General features: G+C 70.6%; 14 protein-coding genes. 6 read left to right on the top strand and 8 right to left on the bottom strand.

Annotated features, from left to right (window positions below):
- Positions 1-43: 43 nt before the first annotated feature.
- Positions 44-2,926: a glycosyl hydrolase gene (locus AB0B98_RS18870; protein ID WP_357364088.1), complete on the top strand. Its 2,883-nt coding sequence runs from the start codon at positions 44-46 to the stop codon at positions 2,924-2,926.
- 94 nt (positions 2,927-3,020) lie between these two features.
- On the opposite strand, the gene AB0B98_RS18865 is transcribed toward AB0B98_RS18870, so the two are convergent.
- Both AB0B98_RS18865 and AB0B98_RS18860 read right to left on the bottom strand, forming a co-directional pair.
- Positions 3,021-4,406: an endo-1,4-beta-xylanase gene (locus AB0B98_RS18865; protein WP_357364086.1), complete on the bottom strand. Its 1,386-nt coding sequence runs from the start codon at positions 4,404-4,406 to the stop codon at positions 3,021-3,023.
- 339 nt (positions 4,407-4,745) lie between these two features.
- A complete protein-coding gene (locus AB0B98_RS18860; RefSeq protein ID WP_357364219.1) occupies positions 4,746-6,521 on the bottom strand; it encodes a family 43 glycosylhydrolase in 1,776 nt (591 codons plus the stop codon).
- Positions 6,522-7,216: 695 nt separating this feature from the next.
- Here AB0B98_RS18860 and AB0B98_RS18855 point away from each other — a divergent pair.
- From AB0B98_RS18855 to AB0B98_RS18845, 3 genes are all read left to right on the top strand, one after another.
- Positions 7,217-9,550: a beta-L-arabinofuranosidase domain-containing protein gene (locus AB0B98_RS18855; RefSeq protein WP_357364084.1), complete on the top strand. Its 2,334-nt coding sequence runs from the start codon at positions 7,217-7,219 to the stop codon at positions 9,548-9,550.
- Positions 9,551-9,710: 160 nt separating this feature from the next.
- A complete protein-coding gene (locus tag AB0B98_RS18850) occupies positions 9,711-10,649 on the top strand; it encodes a superoxide dismutase (RefSeq protein WP_357364082.1) in 939 nt (312 codons plus the stop codon).
- Positions 10,650-10,785: 136 nt separating this feature from the next.
- Entirely contained in the window at positions 10,786-11,658 is an 873-nt protein-coding gene (locus AB0B98_RS18845) for an endonuclease/exonuclease/phosphatase family protein (RefSeq protein ID WP_357364080.1), read from the top strand.
- 46 nt (positions 11,659-11,704) lie between these two features.
- On the opposite strand, the gene AB0B98_RS18840 is transcribed toward AB0B98_RS18845, so the two are convergent.
- Both AB0B98_RS18840 and AB0B98_RS18835 read right to left on the bottom strand, forming a co-directional pair.
- Positions 11,705-12,589 carry an MHYT domain-containing protein gene (locus tag AB0B98_RS18840; RefSeq protein WP_357364078.1) on the bottom strand — a complete coding sequence of 295 codons (885 nt, stop codon included), beginning with the start codon at positions 12,587-12,589 and terminating at the stop codon, positions 11,705-11,707.
- A gap of 166 nt (positions 12,590-12,755) precedes the next feature.
- Complete coding sequence (locus AB0B98_RS18835) at positions 12,756-15,557, bottom strand: DEAD/DEAH box helicase (RefSeq protein ID WP_357364075.1); 2,802 nt, start codon at positions 15,555-15,557, stop codon at positions 12,756-12,758.
- An 86-nt stretch (positions 15,558-15,643) separates the two neighbouring features.
- On the opposite strand from AB0B98_RS18835, the gene AB0B98_RS18830 reads away from it, so the two are divergent.
- Together AB0B98_RS18830 and AB0B98_RS18825 are read left to right on the top strand one after the other, a co-directional pair.
- Positions 15,644-16,414, top strand: coding sequence for an HAD-IA family hydrolase (locus AB0B98_RS18830; protein WP_238672296.1), 771 nt, complete (start codon positions 15,644-15,646; stop codon positions 16,412-16,414).
- A gap of 230 nt (positions 16,415-16,644) precedes the next feature.
- Positions 16,645-17,562 (top strand): EamA family transporter, encoded by a 918-nt coding sequence (locus tag AB0B98_RS18825; protein ID WP_357364073.1) that lies wholly within the window; start codon positions 16,645-16,647, stop codon positions 17,560-17,562.
- Here AB0B98_RS18825 and AB0B98_RS18820 read toward each other — a convergent pair.
- From AB0B98_RS18820 to AB0B98_RS18805, 4 genes are all read right to left on the bottom strand, one after another.
- Complete coding sequence (locus tag AB0B98_RS18820) at positions 17,525-18,448, bottom strand: diacylglycerol kinase (RefSeq protein WP_357272746.1); 924 nt, start codon at positions 18,446-18,448, stop codon at positions 17,525-17,527. The two genes, AB0B98_RS18825 and AB0B98_RS18820, sit on opposite strands and share 38 nt — an antisense overlap.
- A gap of 137 nt (positions 18,449-18,585) precedes the next feature.
- Entirely contained in the window at positions 18,586-19,536 is a 951-nt protein-coding gene (gene tatC / locus AB0B98_RS18815) for a twin-arginine translocase subunit TatC (protein WP_357272738.1), read from the bottom strand.
- An 18-nt stretch (positions 19,537-19,554) separates the two neighbouring features.
- Positions 19,555-19,869, bottom strand: a complete 315-nt coding sequence (gene tatA, locus AB0B98_RS18810; RefSeq protein WP_124855346.1) for a Sec-independent protein translocase subunit TatA — start codon at positions 19,867-19,869, stop codon at positions 19,555-19,557.
- A gap of 159 nt (positions 19,870-20,028) precedes the next feature.
- Positions 20,029-20,274 (bottom strand): hypothetical protein, encoded by a 246-nt coding sequence (locus AB0B98_RS18805; RefSeq protein ID WP_357364071.1) that lies wholly within the window; start codon positions 20,272-20,274, stop codon positions 20,029-20,031.
- Positions 20,275-20,280 lie beyond the last annotated feature (6 nt).

Genomic DNA, 20,280 nt, shown 5'->3' with positions numbered 1-20,280 from the left:
CTGGACCCGGCAAGGGCCGCACCCAGCGCGCGATGGAGGCACGATGAAACCTCCCGTCCCCCACCGCCGATGGGCCCTGGCCGCCGCCACCGCGCTGGCCCTGGTCGTCGGCGGCCTCGCCATCCCCGTCACCCGCGCGGCCGAAGCCGCACCCGTCGGCGCCGGCAGCTACACCACCACACCTGTCGGCCCGCTCCCCAGCGGCTGCGGCGCGATGTCCAGCAACCCCCGGCAGTTCGCCACCGCCAACGCGCCCGCCGGGCCGATCCCCACCAACGACTGGTGGTCCTCACTGCTGTGGAAGCGCACCGACTGCTCGTTCAGCGAGCCGCTGCACGCCCACCCGATCTCGTACGACACCTTCGGCGACGGGCTCGGCTTCTCCGCCAACTCCACGCCCGCCATCAGCGGCACCGCCACCGGTGTCGGTGAGTTCCACTACCCGTACGTGCAGGACATCCGGGTCGGTGTGGCCGGGCTCGCCGCTCCACTGGTGAAGGTCGACGGTTGGACGGACTGGACGGTCAGCCCGCACTGGAGCGACGGCACGCGCACCATGCGCGCGACCATCGGCCACGGTCTGCCGTTCGCGTACTTCCAGACCACCGGGGGGAACGCGCAGATCAGCACCGCCGGCACCCCCGACGTCTGGTCCAACAGCGGCGCCACCATCGGCTTCCGGGTCAACGGCCACGACTACGTCGGGTTCGCGCCCAGCGGCGCCAGCTGGAGCGTGGCGTCCGGGCGGATCTCGTCCACCCTGGCCGGCCGCGGTTACTTCTCCGTCGCCCTCCTGCCGCCCACGTCGAGCACCACCGAGCGCGCCAGCCTGGCCGCCACCTATGGCCAGTACGCGCACGCCCACGTGACGGGCACCCAGGTGTCGTACGCCTACAACCCGGCCACCAGCGGCCTGACCACCACGTACGCGTTCACCACTACCGCGCGGGAGGGCACCGCCACGCAGACAGTGGTCAGCCTCTACCCGCACCAGTGGAAGTCGCTGAGCGGTTCCACCGCGATCACGCCGACCTACCCGTCGGCGCGTGGCCGGATGAAGGTACTCACCGGCGTCAACCAGTTCCGCACCGCGATGAAGTTCCAAGGCATCCTGCCGGAGCTGCCGGCCGTCGGTGACGGCAGCGGTGGTGACCTGTCGACGCTCACCGGGCACCTGGCCGCCACCCGCGCGAACCCGATGGACCAACGCGGCAACGACACCTACTGGACCGGGAAGGGGCTCGGCCGGGCCGCGCGGATCGCCGAGATCGCCGACCAGGTGAACGACACCACGACGCGCGACAGCGCGCTGAACGCGATCCGCAGCACGCTCACCGACTGGTTCACCGCGTCCAGCGGCAAGACCAGCAGGGTCTTCTACTACGACAACAACTGGGGCACCCTGATCGGCTACCCGGCGTCGTACGGGTCCGACCAGGAGCTCAACGACCACCACTTCCACTACGGCTACTACATCGCCGCCGCCGCGACACTGGCGAAGTTCGACCCGGCCTGGGCGGCCACCAGCCGCTACGGCGGGATGGTCGACCTGCTGATCCGGGACGCCAACAACTACCGTCGCGACGACACCCGCTTCCCGTACCTGCGGGACTTCGACATCTACGCCGGGCACGACTGGGCGTCCGGGCACGGCTCCTTCGGCTCCGGCAACAACCAGGAGTCCTCGTCGGAGGGGATGAACTTCGCGAGCGCCCTGATCCAGTGGGGGCAGACGACAGGCAACACGGCGGTCCGCGACGCGGGCGTCTTCCTCTACACCACGCAGGCCGCGGCGATCCAGGAGTACTGGTTCGACGTGAGCGACCAGAACTTCCCGAGCGCGTTCGGGCACTCCACGGTCGGCATGGTCTGGGGCGACGGCGGCGCGTACGCCACCTGGTTCAGCGGCGAACCGGAGATGATCCAGGGCATCAACCTGCTGCCGGTCACCGGCGGTCACCTCTACCTGGGCAACAACCCGGCGTACGTGCGGACCAACTACGCCGAACTCGTCCGCAACAACGGCGGACAGCCCACTGTGTGGCAGGACATCCTCTGGCAGTTCCAGGCCCTCGGCGACCCCGACACGGCGCTGGCGAACCTCCGTGCGAACCCGGGCTACACCCCCGAGGAGGGAGAGAGCCGGGCGCACACGTTCCACTGGATCCGTAACCTCGCCGCCCTCGGCAATGTCGACACGACGGTGACCGGCAACCATCCGCTGTCCGCCGTCTTCTCCCGCAACGGGGCGCGGACCTACGTGGCGTCGAACCCGACGGCGACGCCGATCACCGTGACGTTCTCCAACGGCACCACGCTCGCGGTGGGCGCCGGCAGGACGGCCACCACCGGGGCGTACACCTGGAGTGGTGGCAACGCGGCCGGCGGCGTCCCCCCGACGACGCCGACCGATCCACCGCCGACGACCACCCCGCCGCCGACCACCCCGCCGCCGTCCACCGGCGGGCCGACGCGGTACCTGTTGCCCGGAGGTGGGTTGGGCGCCGCCGGTAGCGCGGCCACGACGACGGTCGCGGCGGCGAACGGAAACCACGACGGTACGCCCACCAACGCCCAGGTCTTCACGGCGACCGGCCTCAACCTCGCCTACGCCGGCGGGCAGACGGCGTTCGACCTGTTCGTGGACGCCGGGACGGCGGTCGGCAACGGCGTGCAGGTGCGGATCTCCTACGACCTCACCGGCAACGGCAGTTGGGAACGGGTGGAGACGCTGCGCTACTTCGCCACCGACCCGGTCACCGGCTACGAGCACTACACCCAGAACGCCGGCCTGTCCTCGGCCACCGGCACGTTGGGCGCGCTGAGCAACGGCACGGTCCGGGTGGAGGTCTGGTCGGCGATCGGCAACAACCCGACCACGCTGGGCATCGGCAACCAGTCGGTGCTGCGGCTTCCGTACTCCTGATCGATCTGATCGTCGCGACACGACGTCGGCCGGTGTGCAGGACCAGGATCGGTCCCCCACACCGGCCGATGTGTGCCGGGTCAGTCAGTCGTGCTCAGGAGGCGGTGCAGGTGGGCGTGATGCCGGCCCCACTGCCCGTGCCCTGGAAACCGAACTCGGTGACCTGGCCCGCGCCGAGGCGGCCGTTGTAGTCCACGTTGGCGAACCGCACACTGCCGGTCGAGCCACTGGCCGTCGCGCTCCAGGTGTTCGTGACACTCGCACCGCTCGCAAGGGTGACACCGACGTTCCACCCGCTCGTGCCGGCGGAGCCGGCGGTCACCTTCACGGTGGCCACGAACCCGCCGTTCCACGAGTTCAGTGACACCGACGCCGAGCAACCGGCCGTTCCCGGCGGCGGAGTGGTGGGCGGCGGGTCCGTCGGCGGGGGCGTCGTCGGCGGCGGGTCCGTCGGCGGCGGCGTGGTGGGGATGGCGGGGCCGGCGTTGAGGGCGTTCAGAACGCTCGTGTACGCGGCCTTCTTGTTGCCGTTGCAGTCGAACAGCAGCGCGTTGTCCGAACCACGCCACGAGTCGCAGTCCCGCACACCCCAGGTGGTGATGCCGGTGCAACGGGAGACGTTCATGCAGGCGCGGGTGACGGCGCCGAAGATGTTGGCCTGGTTGCCGCCGGTCATCACGTCCAGTTCGGTGATCTGCACGTCCACGCCGAGGTCGGCGAACCGCTGCAGGTTGGCCTGGTAGTCACCGGCCAACGAGGTGCCCAGGTGCGACTGGAAGCCCACGCAGTCGATCGGCACGCCACGGGACTTGAAGTCCCGCACCATGTTGTAGATCCCCGTCGACTTCGCGTTGACCCCGTCGGTGTTGTAGTCGTTGTAACACAACTTCGCACCCGGATCCGCCGCCCGCGCCGCCCGGAACGCCGCCTCGATCCAGTCGTTGCCGGTGCGCTGCAGGTTCGAGTCACGACGCCCACCACCACCACCATCGGCGAACGCCTCGTTCACCACGTCCCAGGCATAGATCTTGCCCCGGAAGTGCGTCGCCACCTGCGTGACATGGTTGATCATCGCGCTGCGCAGCGCGCTGCCCGACATGCCCTGCGCCCAACCCGGCTCCTGCTGGTGCCACAGCAACGCATGGCCCCGCACGCTCATGCCATTGGCCTGCGCGTGACTGACCAGACGATCACCACCGGTGTAGCTGAACCGACCCTGCTGCGGCTCGGTGGCGTCCCACTTCATCTCGTTCTCAGCCACGACGCTGTTGAACTCACGGTTCAGAATGGTCGTGTACGCGCTGGTGGACAGCTTGCCCGTCGCGACGGCCGCGCCGAAGTAACGGCCCTTCTCGGCCGCCGAGGCCCGGAGGGTCGTGCCGGCGCTGGCCGTGGAGGTCAGCGTCATCGTCATAGCGGCGGCGAGAGCGCCGGTGACTGCGATGGTCACCGCCGCTCGCAGGGCTCTTCTGTGATTCATGCGGATTCCTTCTCTGTGGTGGTGCAGCGATGGAGACGCACGCCCGAATCTGCTCCTGCGACAGGGAGACGTCAGCAACGGTCGCCGTCGCGGCAGCGGTGCGGGGAGTCCTGACCCGACGTCCGGCATGCCCTGGGCGGACGTCGCGGGTCGAGGTGCCACAGCAGGTTCGCCCGGTGAACCACTGGTGCGGCTACCCTCAAGCATCGACTGTGAGCGATAACATGCTGTTCGTCAAGTCGTAACCAACAGCGTCAGGAAACGGGCCGCCCCGCCGCAGTGGTGGGGCACGTCGCCGTGCTGCCGGAGCCGCACCCGGCGCGGCTCCGGCAGCAACCGTCACTGGAACGAGGCGTCGTCGACGAGGAGGCTGTCGGTGCCCTCGGCTGTCTCCACGTAGAAGGCGGCGTTGCTCAGCGTGCCGCTCCACGAAACGGTAGTGGTGCCGGTGAGCAGGGTCCAACCGTTGACGTTCACTCCCACCGCCGGCGTCAGCTGGAGGTAGCTCGTCGTGCCGTTGGCTGTCAGCGACAGCGTCGCCTTCGCCGACGGGGTGCCGCTCTGCGCTCGTACCCAGACGTTCGTGGTGTAGCTCCTGCCGTTGGTGAGCTTGGTGGTCACGTCCTGACTGGGGCCGTTCCAGGCGCCGGTCCGGCCGGTGATCGACAACGATCCGCTGCCGCCGTGCGCGACAGTGGTGTTCCTGGCGAGGGTGCCGCTGCCGTGCACACCCCAGCCCGTCGTGCCGTTCTCCACGTCGCCGTTGGTGAGCAGGTTGGTGGCGCTGCCGCCGGCACCGCCGAACTGCCACCAGTTGATGTTGAACAGGTTGCCGCTGCCGCCGGCGAAGCGCAGGTAGAGATCACGGGTGCCGGTCGCTCCGCTGACCGCGCAGGTGGTGGTGCTCCAGGCCTGCCAGCCGCCGGTGCCACCCACTGTGCAGGTGCCCACGGTCGGGCCGCTGGCACTGTCGAGGCGTACCTCGATCCGCCCGCCGCTGGTGGCCGACGCGACCCGGGCGCTGAACGAGGTCGCACCCGCCCCGAACGCGACGCCCTTGACCTTGATGTAGTCGCCGTTCTCGATCCAACCGACGTTCATCCCGCCCTCGCTGGACGCCTCGGTCTCGATCCCCGAGCCCCACGCGATCGTCTCGGCCTCCTGCCGCACGTACGGGTTCAGCGTGCCCACCTGCGGGGCACCGGTGTTCGTCATCGTGATCGTCGGGAACAGGCCATTGCTGCCGTAACTGAACTTCTCCACGGCGACCGAGCGGGTGTAACCACCACCACCCGGCAACGCCCCGTTGTGATAGAAGAAATACGAGCCGCCCTGGAAATCAATCACACCCGCGTGATTGGTGAAACTGGCGCCCTGCCGCGGCATGATCGTTCCCCGATACGTCCACGGCCCGGTCGGCCCCGTCGCGGTGGAGTACGCGATGAACTCCGAGCAGCACTCCGCCGCGAACACGTTGTAGTACAACCCGTTGCGCTTGAACACCCACGGCCCCTCCTCATACAGCGTCGGCCGACTCGCATTGCCGTTACGGGTACCGAACCCCGCCGTCGTGAGTGGAATGCGTGTCGCGCTGCCGGAGAACGAAATCATGTCCGGGTTCAACTTCACGTACCACAGACCCGGGTTGCCCCAGTACAGATACGCCTGCCCGTCATCGTCGATGAACGCGTGCGGGTCGATTTCGTTGTTGCCGACCAGTGGTCGACCGAGCGCGTCGCGGAACGGCCCGGTCGGGCTGTCCGCCACCCCGACGCCGATGACCATCTGCCCGTTGGAGCGCTGGCGCACCGGCACGTACCAGTAGAACTTGCCGTTACGCGGAACGACCTGCCCGGCCCACGCGTTGGCGTCCGCCCACGCGAACGTCGCCAGGTTCATCGGCGAGCCGTGATCGGTCCAGTTCACCATGTCGGCGGACGAGTACACCCGCCACTCACGCATTGTGAAATAGGTGGACCCGTCCTCGTCATGTCCGGTGTAGAGGTAGACGCGACCGTTGTGCACCATCGGTGCCGGGTCGGCGGTGTAGATGTTCTGGACAATGGGGTTGTCGGCCCTGGCCGTACCCGGAATCAGTGCGAGGAGACAGGCCATGCTCGCCAGCCAGGCGATGACGCGCCTGGCCCGGCGGGTGGCCCGGGTTGTGGTTCGATCTGTCACTTTCACTATTACTCCCACAGAGAGTGCGCCGTACGCGATGTCCGACTGGGCGAGCCACCGCTGTGCCGGCGGTCGCGCGAACGGGCTGTGCCGTTCGCGCGCCGAGCAGCACGACCGGCGGCCGTGTTAGCGCTAACAGGATGTTCCTGAATGCCTCCTCTCCTATCTGACCTGGATTTTTGTGAGGCGCGGGATGACCGTCGTAACCACATCGCAGCAGTGATGTATCGACGTTGACATCGAAGATTTACGATGCACGGTACTGAGCGGCCGAACGGGCGTCAACGGACGGAGAGTCATCGGCATCCGTCACCCACGGTCACGCTCCGGTGATCGCAGGCCCGGCGGATGCCCGTCTCGGGCCATGACCGCCACCGGGGCCCGACGCCCCGGGCCAGGTCGCGCTGGGAATGGGTCGGCGAGGTGCCTCGGGGGTTGCGGGCGTGTTAACGACGAACTATGTTAGCGATCACATCGATGTGCCGCGATAAGCGCAGGGGTGGGCACCCGGCGTCCACGGCGACCCACGTTCCACCCACCCACACCGCACCCGTCGCCGGCCCCATGCCGCCGACGATCCCCCGCCATCGATGGCGGCCCCGACGTACCCGGCCACCTGGAGGTCCCCCATGCCACCCCTGCCCCTCAGCCGCCGTCACCTGCTTCAGGCCGCCGGAGCCACAGTGGTGGTCTCCGCGAGCGGCGTCGCCGTCTCCCCCGGGAGCGCGTCCGCGGCCGTCGTGCCCCCGGCCCGGTCCGACATCGGCGTCTCGGCGTACGCGTTCGACCCGGGTCAGGTACGACTCAGCTCCGGCCGTTGGATGGACAACCAGACACGGACGCTCAACTACCTGCGGTTCGTCGACGTCGACCGGATGCTCTACAACTTCCGGGCCAACCACCGGCTGTCCACGAACGGCGCCGCCACCAACGGTGGCTGGGACGCGCCGAACTTCCCGTTCCGGACCCACATGCAGGGCCACTTCCTGAGCGCCTGGGCGTACGCGTACGCGGTGCTGGGTGACACCACCTGCCGGGACAAGGCGAACTACATGGTCGCCGAACTGGCCAAGTGCCAGGCGAACAACGGTGCCGCCGGGTTCGGCGCGGGTTACCTCTCCGGCTTCCCGGAGTCCGACTTCACGGCGCTCGAGGCTCGGACGCTGTCCAACGGCAACGTGCCCTACTACTGCATCCACAAGACCCTCGCCGGCCTGCTCGACGTCTGGCGCTACATCGGCAACACGCAGGCCCGTACGGTGCTGCTGTCCCTCGCCGGCTGGGTCGACACCCGGACATCCCGGCTGAGTTCCAGCCAGATGCAGTCGATGTTGGGCACCGAATTCGGTGGCATGAACGACGTGCTCGCCGACATCTACCAGCAGACCGGCGACAGCCGTTGGCTCGCCACCGCACAGCGGTTCGACCACAACTCCGTGTTCAACCCCCTGGCCTCCGGCCAGGACCAGCTCAACGGGCTGCACGCCAACACGCAGGTGCCCAAGTGGATCGGCGCCGCCCGCGAGTACAAGGCCACCGGGACCACCCGTTACCGGGACATCGCCAGCAACGCGTGGCGAATCACCGTCGGCGCGCACACGTACGCCATCGGCGGCAACAGCCAGGCCGAGCACTTCCGGTCGCCGAACGCGATCGCCGGCTACCTCAGCAACGACACCTGCGAGCAGTGCAACACGTTCAACATGCTCAAGCTGACCCGGGAGCTGTGGCTGCTCGACCCGAACCGGGCGGACTACTTCGACTTCTACGAGCGCGCGCTGATCAACCACCTGATCGGCGGGCAGAACCCGTCCGACAGCCACGGTCACATCACCTACTTCACCCCGCTGCGGCCGGGCGGACGTCGCGGTGTGGGCCCGGCGTGGGGTGGCGGCACCTGGAGCACCGACTACAACTCGTTCTGGTGCTGCCAGGGCACCGGCCTGGAGATCAACACGAGGTTGATGGACTCCATCTACTTCTACAACGGCACCACACTGAGCGTGAACCTGTTCACGCCGTCGGTGCTGAACTGGACGCAGCGCGGCATCACTGTCACCCAGACCACCAGCTTCCCGGCCAGTGACACCACCACGCTGACCCTGTCCGGCTCGATGAGCGGGTCGTGGAGCATCCGGGTCCGGATCCCGTCCTGGACCAGCGGCGCGACGATCGCCGTCAACGGCACTGTGGAGAACGTCACCACCACACCGGGCAGTTACGCCACCGTCACGCGCACCTGGGCCGCGGGCGACACCATCACCGTGCGGCTGCCGATGCAGGTCGCCGTCAAGGCCGCCAACGACAACGCCAACGTCGGCGCGGTCACGTACGGCCCCGCGGTGCTGGCCGGCAACTACGGCAACACGGCCCTGAGCACCCTGCCCACCCTCACCGTCTCCTCGATCACCCGGACCAGCACCAGCTCGCTCGCGTTCACCGCCAGCGCCAACGGGTCCACGGTGAACCTCGCCCCCTTCTACGACGCCCACGGCTACAACTACACGGTCTACTGGAACACCAGCGGCAGCGGCGGCCCCACCGGCAGCTACCGCCTGGTCAACGTCGGCACCGGGCTGGTCCTCGGTGTCCAGAACATGTCCACCGCCGACGGTGGTCTGGCCGTGCAGTGGGGCGACAGCGGCACCGCGGACCACAACTGGGTGGTCATCACCGACGGCAACGCGGTCCGGTTCCGCAACGTCAACAGCGGCAAGGTCCTGGGCGTGGAGAACATGTCCACCGCCGACAACGCCCGGGTCCTGCAGTGGGCCGACAACGGCACCGCCGATCACCGGTGGATCCTGGTGGACAACGGCGACGGCACCTACAAGATCCGCAACGTCAACAGCAACAAGCTGCTCGGGATCCTGAACGCGTCGACCGCCTGGGGAGCGCAGGCCGTGCAGGATCCGGACAACGGCAGCGCGGACAACCGGTGGAGGCTGGTCCGCAACGCCTGACCTCCGCCCCGCTCGACGGGCTCACCGGCGCGGTCACCCGAAGGCCGCGCCGGTGACGCCGGGCGGGCGCCCGCCAGCGGTCGTACAGTGGGGAGGGTCCTGGCCCCAGTGAACGTGGCGGACGTGTCGGCTCGTGCCGCTTCCGCCCGGAAGGAGCACAGTGAACCGCCCCCTCCGCACCACGCTCGGCGGCGCGTTGACCGCCGCCATGCTGGCCACCGTCGCCGTCGCGCCGGCGCAGGCGCACCCCGCGGGGCCGCCGCCGGCCGTCCTCGCCCTCCCCGACGGGTTCCAGCCCGAGGGCATTGCCACCGCCGGCCGGTACGCCTACTTCGGCTCCCGCGCCACCGGTGCCATCCAACGCGTCGACCTGGTCACCGGCCGGGGCACGACGATCGGCGCGGCCACCGGCACGCCGTCGCTCGGCCTCAAGGTCGATCCACGTGGCCGGCTCTTCGTCTCCGGGGGCACGGCCGGCGACGCCCGCGTGCTCGACACCCGCACCGGCGAAGTGTTGGCCCGCTACCAGTTCGCCACCGCCCCGACGTTCGTCAACGACGTCGTGCTGACAGGCGACGCGGCGTACTTCACCGACTCGAACCGGCCGGTGCTCTACCGGCTGCCGCTCGGTCGCGGTGGGGCGCTGCCGCCCGCCGACGCCTTCACCACGATCACGCTGACCGGCGCGTACGAGCAGGTCGGCACGGGGGTGAACCTCAACGGCATCGCCACCACACCGGACGGCCGGGCGCTGATCGTCGTCCAGTCCACCACCGGCACGCTGTACCGGGTCGACCCGGCGACCGGGGCGAGCACCGTCGTGGACGTGCCGGGCCACACCTTCACCAACGGCGACGGACTTCTCCTGCTCGGCCGCACCCTCTACGTCGTGCAGAACCGCCTCAACCAGATCGCCGTGGTCCGGCTGAACAATGCCGGCACCGCCGGAGCGCTCACCAGCACCATCACCGATCCGAACTTCGACGTACCCACCACAGTGGCCAGGGCGCTGGGCCGGCTCTACCTGCCCAACGCCCGATTCACCACACCGCCGACCCCCACCACGCCCTACACGGCCGTCGCGGTCCGCGCCCACTGAGCGACCCGAGGGGGTACGCGCCGCGCGGCGCGTACCCCCTCGGCCCACCGCTCTGGATCTCGATCGTCGATTCGGCCGCCAGTAGGATCACTGGAACCTCGGCGACGACTGTCGCCTCGTGCACCCCGGAGTTCGTGTGGCCGCCCGCCAGTACCGCTTCCTGCGCCGAACCCTGGCCGTGGGCTGCCTCCTCGCCGCCGCCGCACTGCCGGCCAACCGGCCGGACGCATCGCGTGCCGCGCCCACCGACGCCGCGCAGCCCACTGTTCTACGGATGCTCCAGCTGAACCTCTGCAACAGTGGCCGCGCCGGCTGCTACACCGGCCGAGCGATGGCCAGGGCCGCCGAGGTGATCACCATCGAGGCACCCGATCTGGTCACCCTCAACGAAGTCTGCGCCGGTGACGTGTCCGAGCTGCGCGGCGTCTTTCAGACCGTGCACCCCGGGCGGACCGTCGTGGCCGCGTTCCAGGCCGCCGGCGACCGACCGAGCGGCGACGACACCCGCTGTCGCAACGGCCAACGGTTCGGCATCGGGCTGCTGGCCCACGTGCGGACGCCGGCCGCCCCGCCCACCGTGTACGCCGGAACCCACCCGACGCAGGACCTCGCGGACCCCGAGGAACGAGCCTGGCTCTGCGTCGACGTCGACGGCGCCCTGCTCGCCTGCACCACGCACCTGTCGGCCACCGGCTACCGCGTCGCGCTCACCCAGTGCGACCACCTGCTCGACACCATCCTGCCGACGATCAGCCGCAACGCCGGGTACGAGCCCACCGTGCTGGGTGGCGACCTGAACCTGCGCGCCGGCCACGACCCCGACGTGCGGTCCTGCACCCCGCCGGGCCATCAGCGGGTCGACGACGGCCGACTGCAACACGTCACGGCGACCACCGACATCACCCTCTGCTGTCGTAGCCTGGTGCCCATGCACGGGGCGACCGACCACCCCGGGCTGCTGGTCACCCTCGCGATCGACGGCAGCCGACCCAGCCGGCGGCCGACCTGATCCGCCTCCTCAGCGGGCGCGGATGGGGCGGGCCGGGCGCACGGCGTCAGCGCGGCGGTGTGTCCCGGCGGGACGGGAACGGAGTGCCGGGCTGGCCGAGGGTGGAGCGGGCACGCAACCCCACGGGGTCGGGAGCAGCGGTGGGCGCCGCAGCCGCCGGTTCCGAGAGCCGCCGCCCGTCCAGGTACGCGGTGGCGGCCCGGTCGTCGTCGGTCGGAGCGGCGAGCAGCGCGTAGAGCAGACCGACGACCCCGAAGACCACCGCGAGCACGATCGGCACGAGCAGGGTGCTCACCCCGGCGCCGGTCACCTCACCCGTCCGTTCGTGACGGTGCACCGACAGGGCGCTCATGCCGGTGAAGTGCATCCCGTTCACGGCGATGCCCATGACCAGTGCGGAGGCGAAGATCGCCAACCCCCGCCGGACGGTCATCGCGAGCCACAGCGCGACGGTGGACGCCACCACGGCGATGACCACCGACAGCACGACCCGGACCGTGTCATAGCCGAGGCTGCCGTTGAGGCGCATGGCGGCCATGCCGGTGTAGTGCATGGAGGCCACGCCCGCGCCGGTGAAGATACCGCCGGCGATCAGGCGTACCGGATTCAGCCGGCCGGTGCCCACGATGGCCAGGCCGATACCGACCGCTCCCACGGCGATGGCCGTGCTGGCCGCGGTCAGCGGCACGTCGTAGCGGATGCGGGTGTTCTCCACGGCGAAGCCGAGCATGGCCATGAAGTGCATCGCCCAGATGGCGGTGCCACCCAGCGCCCAGGCCGACAGCAGACCCCACCACGCCCGCTGGCCGTTCGTCCGAGCCGTGCGGATGCGCCCGGCGCACACCAGACCGAGGATCGAGCCGAGCACGGACAGCGCGTAGCTCAGCGAGGGCGTGATCCACCCATACTCAAAGTGATTGATCTCCGCCACGGCGGCTTTCTCCCCATTCGTTACCGACGCGTCAACAAGACGCCTCGGCAATGATCAGGGGTGCTGTGATCAGGCGCAACAGTGCCCCCCGCGCTGTTCGAGGGGTGCCGTCGCGGTAACCGTCCGCTGCGTCGATTCACCGACGAAAAATGACTGAGCGTAATTGTCACGCTGACGTGTGGTACGCGAGAACGCCTCGATTGACTGCCGCTATAGCCTGTCGAGCCGTCGACCGCAGCTCCGTTGTGGCACCGCCGGAGTCGGCAATCTGACCGAGCAGGTCGACCACCTGTCGGGCCCACCGGACGAAGTCACCGGCGGGCATTTCGCCATCGATCTCGTGACCGCTGCCGAGCACCTTCGCCAGCGCCTCGCCCCGGGCCCACCGGTAGACGGGCCAGGCGAAGCCGAGATCCGGCTCCCGGGTCGCCGTCAGCCCCCGCGCCGCCTCGTCGGCCTCGATCTCCCCCCACAGCTTCAGCGTCTCGTCCACCGCGTCGGCAACCGGCCCGCGCGGCAGCGACGCCCGCTCGTCGACATCGCGGCGCGCCTCGAACACCACCACTGACACCGCGGAGGCCAGCTCGGCAGGGGACAACCCGTTCCACACCCCCCGGCGCAGACACTCGGCGACCAGCAGGTCCGCCTCGGTCCAGATCCGGCCCAGCATCCGACCGGCGTCGGTGACCGCGCCGTCGCGGGCGAGGTAGCCACGCTCGGTCAGCAACGCCACGATCCGGTCGAACGTTCGCGCGAGGGACCCCGTACGACCACTGACGCGCTCGCGCAGCTCCTCGGTGTCGCGCTCCAACCGCCGACGCCGCTCCGCCCAGCGGGCGTGCTCCTCCCGCTCCGGGCAGGCATGGCAGGGGTGGTGACGCAGCTCGGTGCGGAGCTGGGCGATCTGGTGGTCCTCGCCGCTGACCTGCCGGGAACGGCCGCCGCGTCGGCCACCGTGCCGATCCAGGCCGGTGCCGCTGACCTCGGCGGCGAGATCCCGCCGGGCGCCCGGGGACCGGTGGTTGAAGTGCTTGGGCACCCGGATCCGGGCCAACACCTCGGCCGGAGTGGTGAAATCGCCCGGGCTGACCCGCCCGGCCCAACGGTCCTGGGTGAGCACCAGCGGCCGGGGCTCACCGAACCCACCGGTCGCCGGGTCCAGCACCACGGCCAGCCCGGCCCGCCGGCCCGACGGCACCCGGATCACGTCGCCGACCCGCAGCCGCTCCAACGAGGCAACCGCGGCGGCCTTGCGCTGGGTCTGCCCCTGCCGGGCGATCGCCTTCTCCCGGTCGGCGATCGCCACCCGCAGCGCGAAGTACTCGTCGAAGTCGCCATGGTGGCAGGCGGCCTCCGCGCCGTACGCCTCGATGGTCTCGGTGTTGCGCTGCACCTGCCGGGCCAGGCCGACCACCGACCGGTCCGCCTGGAACTGGGCGAACGAGGACTCCAGCAGGGCCCGAGCGGGCTCCGCGCCGACAGTGCCGACCAGGTTCACCGCCATGTTGTACGACGGCCGGAAGCTGGAGCGCAGCGGGTAGGTGCGGGCGGACGCGAGCCCGGCCACGTGCCGTGGGTCGGTCTCCGGGGACCACACCACGACGGCGTGCCCCTCCACGTCGATGCCTCGCCGGCCGGCGCGCCCGGTGAGCTGCGTGTACTCCCCCGGGGTCAGGTCGACGTGCGCCTCGCCGTTGTACTTGACCAGCCGTTCCAGCACCACGCAGCGGGCCGGCATGTTGATGCCCAACGCCAACGTCTCGGTGGCGAAGACCGCTTTGACCAGGCCGCGGACGAACAACTCCTCGACGACCTCCTTGAACACCGGCAGCATGCCGGCGTGGTGGGCGGCCAGGCCGCGTTCCAGGCCGTCCAGCCACTCCCAGTAGCCCAGGACCGACAGGTCCTCGCCGGGAATGGCGGTGACCCGCGACTCGACGACCCTGCGGATCTCGGCCCGCTCCTCGGCCGAGGTGAGCCGCAGCCCGGCGGCGAGACACTGCTGCACCGCTGCGGCGCAGCCGGCCCGGCTGAAGATGAACAGGATCGCCGGCAGCAGACCCTCCCGGTCCAGTCGGTCGACGATGTCCGGGCGCAACGGGCCACGCCAGCGCGGGCCACGCCGGCCGGCACCCGGCCCCGCGCTGCGCCCCTCACCCAACTCCAGCCGCCGCGCGGTCTCCCGGGTGTAACGAAGCAACTCCGGGTGCACGTCGTGCTTGCGGGCGGCGTCGGCGTCGTGGAACAGGTCGAACATCCGCTTGCCGACGAGCATGTGCTGCCACAACGGCACCGGCCGGTGCTCGCTGACCACCACGGCGGTCTCGCCGCGCACGGTGACCAGCCAGTCGGCGAACTCCTCGGCGTTGGAGACGGTCGCCGACAACGAGACCAGGGTGACCGAGGCGGGCAGGTGGATGATCACCTCTTCCCAGACCCCACCGCGGAACCGGTCGGCCAGGTAGTGCACCTCGTCCATCACCACGTAGGCCAGGCCCTCGAGGGTGCTGGAGCCCGCGTAGAGCATGTTGCGCAGCACCTCGGTGGTCATCACCACCACCGGGGCGTCACCGTTGATCGCGTTGTCGCCGGTCAGCAGGCCGACCTGCTCGGCGCCGTACCGGGCGACCAGGTCGTGGTACTTCTGGTTGGACAGCGCCTTGATCGGCGTGGTGTAGAAGCACTTGCGCCGCGCCGGTGAGGTCGTCGCGTCGGCGGCGGGCACCGGGTCGTCGGGCCGCCCCCGCAACGCCAGGTGGACGGCGAACTCCCCGACCACCGTCTTGCCGGCACCGGTGGGAGCGCAGACCAGCACACCGCTGCCCCGCTCCAGCGACTGGCACGCCTCCCGCTGGAAGTCGTCGAGGTCGAACCCCAACTCGAGGGCGAACTCGTCCAGCGCCGGAAACTGTGCGGCTTGTGCGGCCTTGCGGCGCGCCGCTGCGTACCGCTCGGCGGGGCTCGACATGGCACCAAGATTAGTGCGTGCCGAGACATGTCACCCCACAAGGCCGTCCGGAGGGGCGGTCGGGGGCGGTCGGTAGGGTGCACGGCGTGCCGGACCATGCCGAACCGCCCCAGACCAGTCCGCCGGGCACCGCCGAGGCGCCCGCCGCCCGCCGGGCGTCCCGACGCCCTGTCAAGGCGGTGCTCTTCGACTTCCACGGCACCCTGGCCCAGGTGGAGGACCCCCAGCGGTGGGTGCTGCAGGCCGCGGCGGCGTGCGGCGTCACGCTGGACCGGGTCCGCGCCACCTCGCTGGCCGACCGACTGCTGACCGCCGGCCGCGCCGGCGGGCCACTGCCGGCACGGGTGCCGCCCCGACTCGCCGAGCTGTGGGCGGACCGGGACCTCTACCAACACGCCCACCGGGGCGCGTACACCGGGCTGGCCGAGACCGTCGACGCCGGCATCGACGGCTTCGCCGACGCGCTCTACGAACGGCTGCTGACCACCGAGGGCTGGCTGCCGTACGCCGACACCGCCCCCACGCTGACCGCGCTGCGCGACGCCGGGGTGCCGGTGGCCGTGGTCAGCAACATCGGCTTCGACCTGCGGCCACACTTCGACGCCTGGGGGCTGACCGACCTGGTCGGCGCGTTCGTGCTCTCGTACGAGGTGGGGCGCTGCAAACCCGACCCGGCGATCTTCTGGCGTGCCTGCGGCATGCTCGGCGTCGACCCGGAGCAGACACTGATGGTCGGTGACACCCCGGCGGACGCGGGCGCGGTGGCCGCCGGCTGCTCGGTGCTGGTGCTCCCGGCAGCCGAGCCGGGCCGGGAGAACGGGCTGGGCGCGGCGCTCGACCTCGCCCTGCCGTCCTGAGCGGGCGTGCTGTGCCGTCAGTCGGGAATGTGAGTCACCGGTAGCTCCACGCGGCGCCACCCCGGATACCCCGGTTCCGAGCGGCGCACACCGCCGCTCGGTGTCCCCCCAACCGCGGGCAGGGGCCGCCTGCGACACACCGGTCCCTCTCGCCACCAGCCGCCTGCCAGAGCTCACCTTTCGGCAGGTGGACACCGCCGGACGGTAGCCGGAGCGGACCGCCTACCGTCGTGCCCGTGACCGAGATCCTGCTGCCCACGCCATCGCCGGCCGACACGCCACCGGCCCGGCGCGGCGGCATCGTCGCCGTGGGGCTGGTGCTCGGCGGGGCGCTGTCGGTGCAGTTCGGGGCCGCCGTGGCCGCGTTGCTCTTCCCGCGCACCGGGGTGGCCGGCGCGGTGACCCTGCGGCTGACCATCTCGGCGGTGCTGCTGCTCGTCGTGTGCCGGCCCCGACTGCGCGGACACGACCGGTCGGCCTGGCTCGCGGCCGGCGCGTTCGGGCTGGCGCTGGCCGGCATGAACTCGCTGTTCTACCAGGCCATCGAACGCATCCCGCTGGGCCCGGCGGTGACGCTCGAGGTGCTCGGCCCGTTGGCGCTGTCGGTGTTCTCCGCCCGCCGGCTGGCCAGTTGGGGCTGGGCGGGTCTCGCACTGGCCGGGGTGGCGCTGCTCGGGCAGGGCGGCTTCGACCGGCTGAACCCGGTCGGGGTGGCCTTCGCCTTCGGCGCGGGCGCCATGTGGGCCGCGTACATAGTGCTGAGCGCCCGGGTCGGCGGCCGCTTCCCCGGCGCGGACGGGCTGGCCCTGGCACTGGCCGTCGCCGCGCTGGCCACCCTGCCGCTGGGCATCGTCGACGGCGGCGCCGCGCTGCTCGACCCGCAGGTGCTGGCGCTCGGCGCCGCCCTCGCGGTGCTCGCCTCCGGGCTGCCCTACACCCTGGAACTGCTGGCGCTACGGCGGATGCCCACCGCCACCTTCGCGGTGCTGATGAGCCTCGGCCCGGCCGTCGCCACGCTCGCCGGGTGGCTGGTGCTGCGGCAGGCGCTGACAGTGCTGGAATGCGCCGCCATCGTGCTGGTCATCGCCGCCAGCATCGGCGCGGTACGGGTCAACGCAGCAGCCGCACGGCGCCCGGAACCGCGCTGATCGTCACCGGCAGCCGCAGGGAGCGTTCCCCGTCGGCGTACGAGGTGATGCCCTCGGCTGCCAACTCCACTGTGCGGGCCCGGAAACTGCGCACCAGCGGGTGGCTGACGTGGGTGCCCTGGTAGATGCGGGGCTTCACCCGGACCAGGGTCCGCCGGTTGACCCGACCCGCCACGACCACGTCGAGCAGTCCGTCGGTCGGGTCCGCGTCGGGGCAGATCCGCATCCCACCGCCGTACGTGGGGCAGTTGCCCACCGCCACGAGCACCGCGTCCAGCTCGTGTGGCACCCCGTCGAGGCGCAGCGTGTAACGGCGTGGCCGCAGCCGGGCCAGCTCGACCAGGATCGCCAGGTCGTATCGGCGCGGGCCGCGGGGCCAGCGCATCCGGTTGGCCCGCTCGTTGACGATCGCGTCGAACCCGGCCGCGAGGACCGCGCCGTACCAGCGCTCGACACCGTCGACCCCGACCATCCGGGCCAGGTCGACAGGTTGGCTGCGCCCGTCACGCACCGCCTCGGCGATCACCGCCGCCGCGGCGACGGGGTCGGCCGGGAAGCCGGTGTCCAGGGCGAAGTCGTTGCCGGTGCCGGCCGGGATCGGGCCGAACGGCACGGCGGTCCCGGCGACCGCCTGCAACGCCCGGTGCACGGTGCCGTCCCCACCGACCGCCACCAACGCGCCAGCGCCGTCGGCGACGGCGGCCCGACACACCGCCTCCGCCTCGGCGGGGCTGGACGCCGGCAGCAACCGGACCGGCCGCCCGGCGGCGGCCAAGCCGTCCAGCAGCCGGGGCAGCAACGCCCGGTGCCGTCCACGACCGGCGCTCGGGTTGGCGAGCACGGCGACCGGGCCGGGCAGGTGATCGTCTGCGGTCACGGGCAGCACCGTACCGGTCGTACACCCGTCGTTCGCCAGGGGCAGCCGCCGTCACCAACAGTTCCGCCGCCGACGCGGGAGGTGACGCGACGACGCCGCCCCCGAAACACGGGGACGGCGTCGGTGGACCGGTCGGCGCGGAGCCGTCAGGTCATGTCGTCGTAGCGGCGTTCGATCGGCGCCGGTTTGGCGATCGGCTCGGGTTCGCCGATCGGCGCTGCCGAGTCGACCCGCTGCCCGGCCACTACCGGGTCCGCGTCGAACTCCAACGGCGACACCTCGTCGTCGTCGATGCCGGCATAAATCTCCTTGCCCCGCCCACGCCGCTTGTCGTTGAGGAAGGCGATGCCCACCGCGCCGAAGTAGAGCGCCGACAGGCAGATGGCCAGGGCCGTCATCCCGAACGGGTCCGGGGTTGGGGTGACCACTGCGGAGAAGGCGAAGAACACGAAGATCGCCACGCGCCACCAGCTGAGCAGCCGCTTCGCGCTGGCGATGCCCACGAAGTTGAGCATCAGCACGACGAGCGGGAACTCGAAGGCCACGCCGAACAACAGGATCAGGTTGGTGACGAAGGAGATGTACTTGGTGATCTCCAAGGTCGTGCTGATCTCGCTGTCCGAGATGCTGAGTAGGAACTCCAGGCCCTTGGACGTGACGAAGTACGCCAGTACCGCACCGGCCGCGAACAGCGGCGCGGCGAGCGCGGTGAAGAAGTACGCGTAGCGCCGCTCGTGCCGGTGCAGGCCAGGCGCGATGAACGCCCAGAGCTGGTACAGCCAGATCGGCGCGGCCACAATCAACCCGACCCAGAGCGCGACCTTCAGGTTGAGCAGGAACAGGTCGGCCGGGCCGAGCTGCACGAACTCGCACTTGCCGTCGACATATCGGGCCTGCGGCAGGTCACAGTAGGGCTGCTGGAGCAGGTGCAGCACCGGCTCGGCCAACCAGAAACCGAAGCCGAACCCGATGAGGATCGCCACGGACGCGCGGAACAGACGGTTGCGCAGCTCGCGGACGTGCTCGATGAGCGTCATCGAGCCGTCGGCGGCCCGTTCGAAGGTGCTCGTGCCGCGTTTACGCAGTGCGAAGGCCACGGGAGTGGGGCCCTTCGGTCAGTTGTCGCGGACGCGGTGCACCGGGTCGACGACCGGCTGCTGCGGCGGGGCCTGCTGGTACGGGGCCTGCTGCGGCTGGCCGGCGTACGGCGCCTGCTGCCCGGCGTGCGGCGGCAGCGGCTGGTAGCCGGCCTGCGCGTCAGCCTTCTCGGCGAGGTCGCGGTCGTCGTCCTGCAGGCTCTTGGTCTCGGCCTTGATGATCCGCAGCGACCGACCCAGCGACCGGGCCGCGTCGGGGAGCCGCTTCGCACCGAAGAGCAGGATCAGCACAACCACGAGAACAGCGATGTGCCACGGCTTGAGGGCACCCATGAGAAGCTCCAGTCGCTCTGTGTCCGGGGGGTGGTACGCAGCCCATCGTACGTGCGGATCGGCTGCCCGCCACCCACTGGGTGGTGGTGGTCCGGGCGGGAGGGTGAAGTCTTGACCAACCCGCGATGATCCGTCAACCACCGCCGGGTGCGTACTCGATCAGCCGCGCTTGGCCTTGATGACCGCGAGTCGCTGGGACGCGGTGTCGAGCCGACGTTGGACGTCCTCGGCACGCTGTTGCAGCGCCTCGGCGGTTTCCCGCAGCGCCTCGGCCTCGACGGCCCGCCGCTGCAACGCCACCGCTGCGCGGCGCAGTCGGGGCAGCCGGGCCAACACCGGGCGCACTGCCAACGCGAGCGCCACGAGGGGTAGCAACACCACCGCGAGCACGATCCAGATCAGCACGGCGGT

This window comes from Micromonospora sp. NPDC048947 (assembly GCF_040649495.1).
GTDB classification, from domain to species: Bacteria; Actinomycetota; Actinomycetes; order Mycobacteriales; family Micromonosporaceae; genus Micromonospora; species Micromonospora alfalfae.
Note: the sequence above shows the minus strand (reverse complement) of the source record. Positions and strands in the feature narration are given on the sequence as shown.

Bases quoted from the DNA above. Each gene is read 5' to 3' on its own strand.
- AB0B98_RS18855 (WP_357364084.1), top strand. From the start codon at position 7,217: ATGCCACCCCTGCCCCTCAGCCGCCGTCACCTGCTTCAGGCCGCCGGA.
- AB0B98_RS18860 (WP_357364219.1), bottom strand. From the start codon at position 6,521: ATGGCCTGTCTCCTCGCACTGATTCCGGGTACGGCCAGGGCCGACAAC.
- tatA (WP_124855346.1), bottom strand. From the start codon at position 19,869: ATGGGTGCCCTCAAGCCGTGGCACATCGCTGTTCTCGTGGTTGTGCTG.
- AB0B98_RS18835 (WP_357364075.1), bottom strand. From the start codon at position 15,557: ATGTCGAGCCCCGCCGAGCGGTACGCAGCGGCGCGCCGCAAGGCCGCA.
- AB0B98_RS18870 (WP_357364088.1), top strand. From the start codon at position 44: ATGAAACCTCCCGTCCCCCACCGCCGATGGGCCCTGGCCGCCGCCACC.
- AB0B98_RS18865 (WP_357364086.1), bottom strand. From the start codon at position 4,406: ATGAATCACAGAAGAGCCCTGCGAGCGGCGGTGACCATCGCAGTCACC.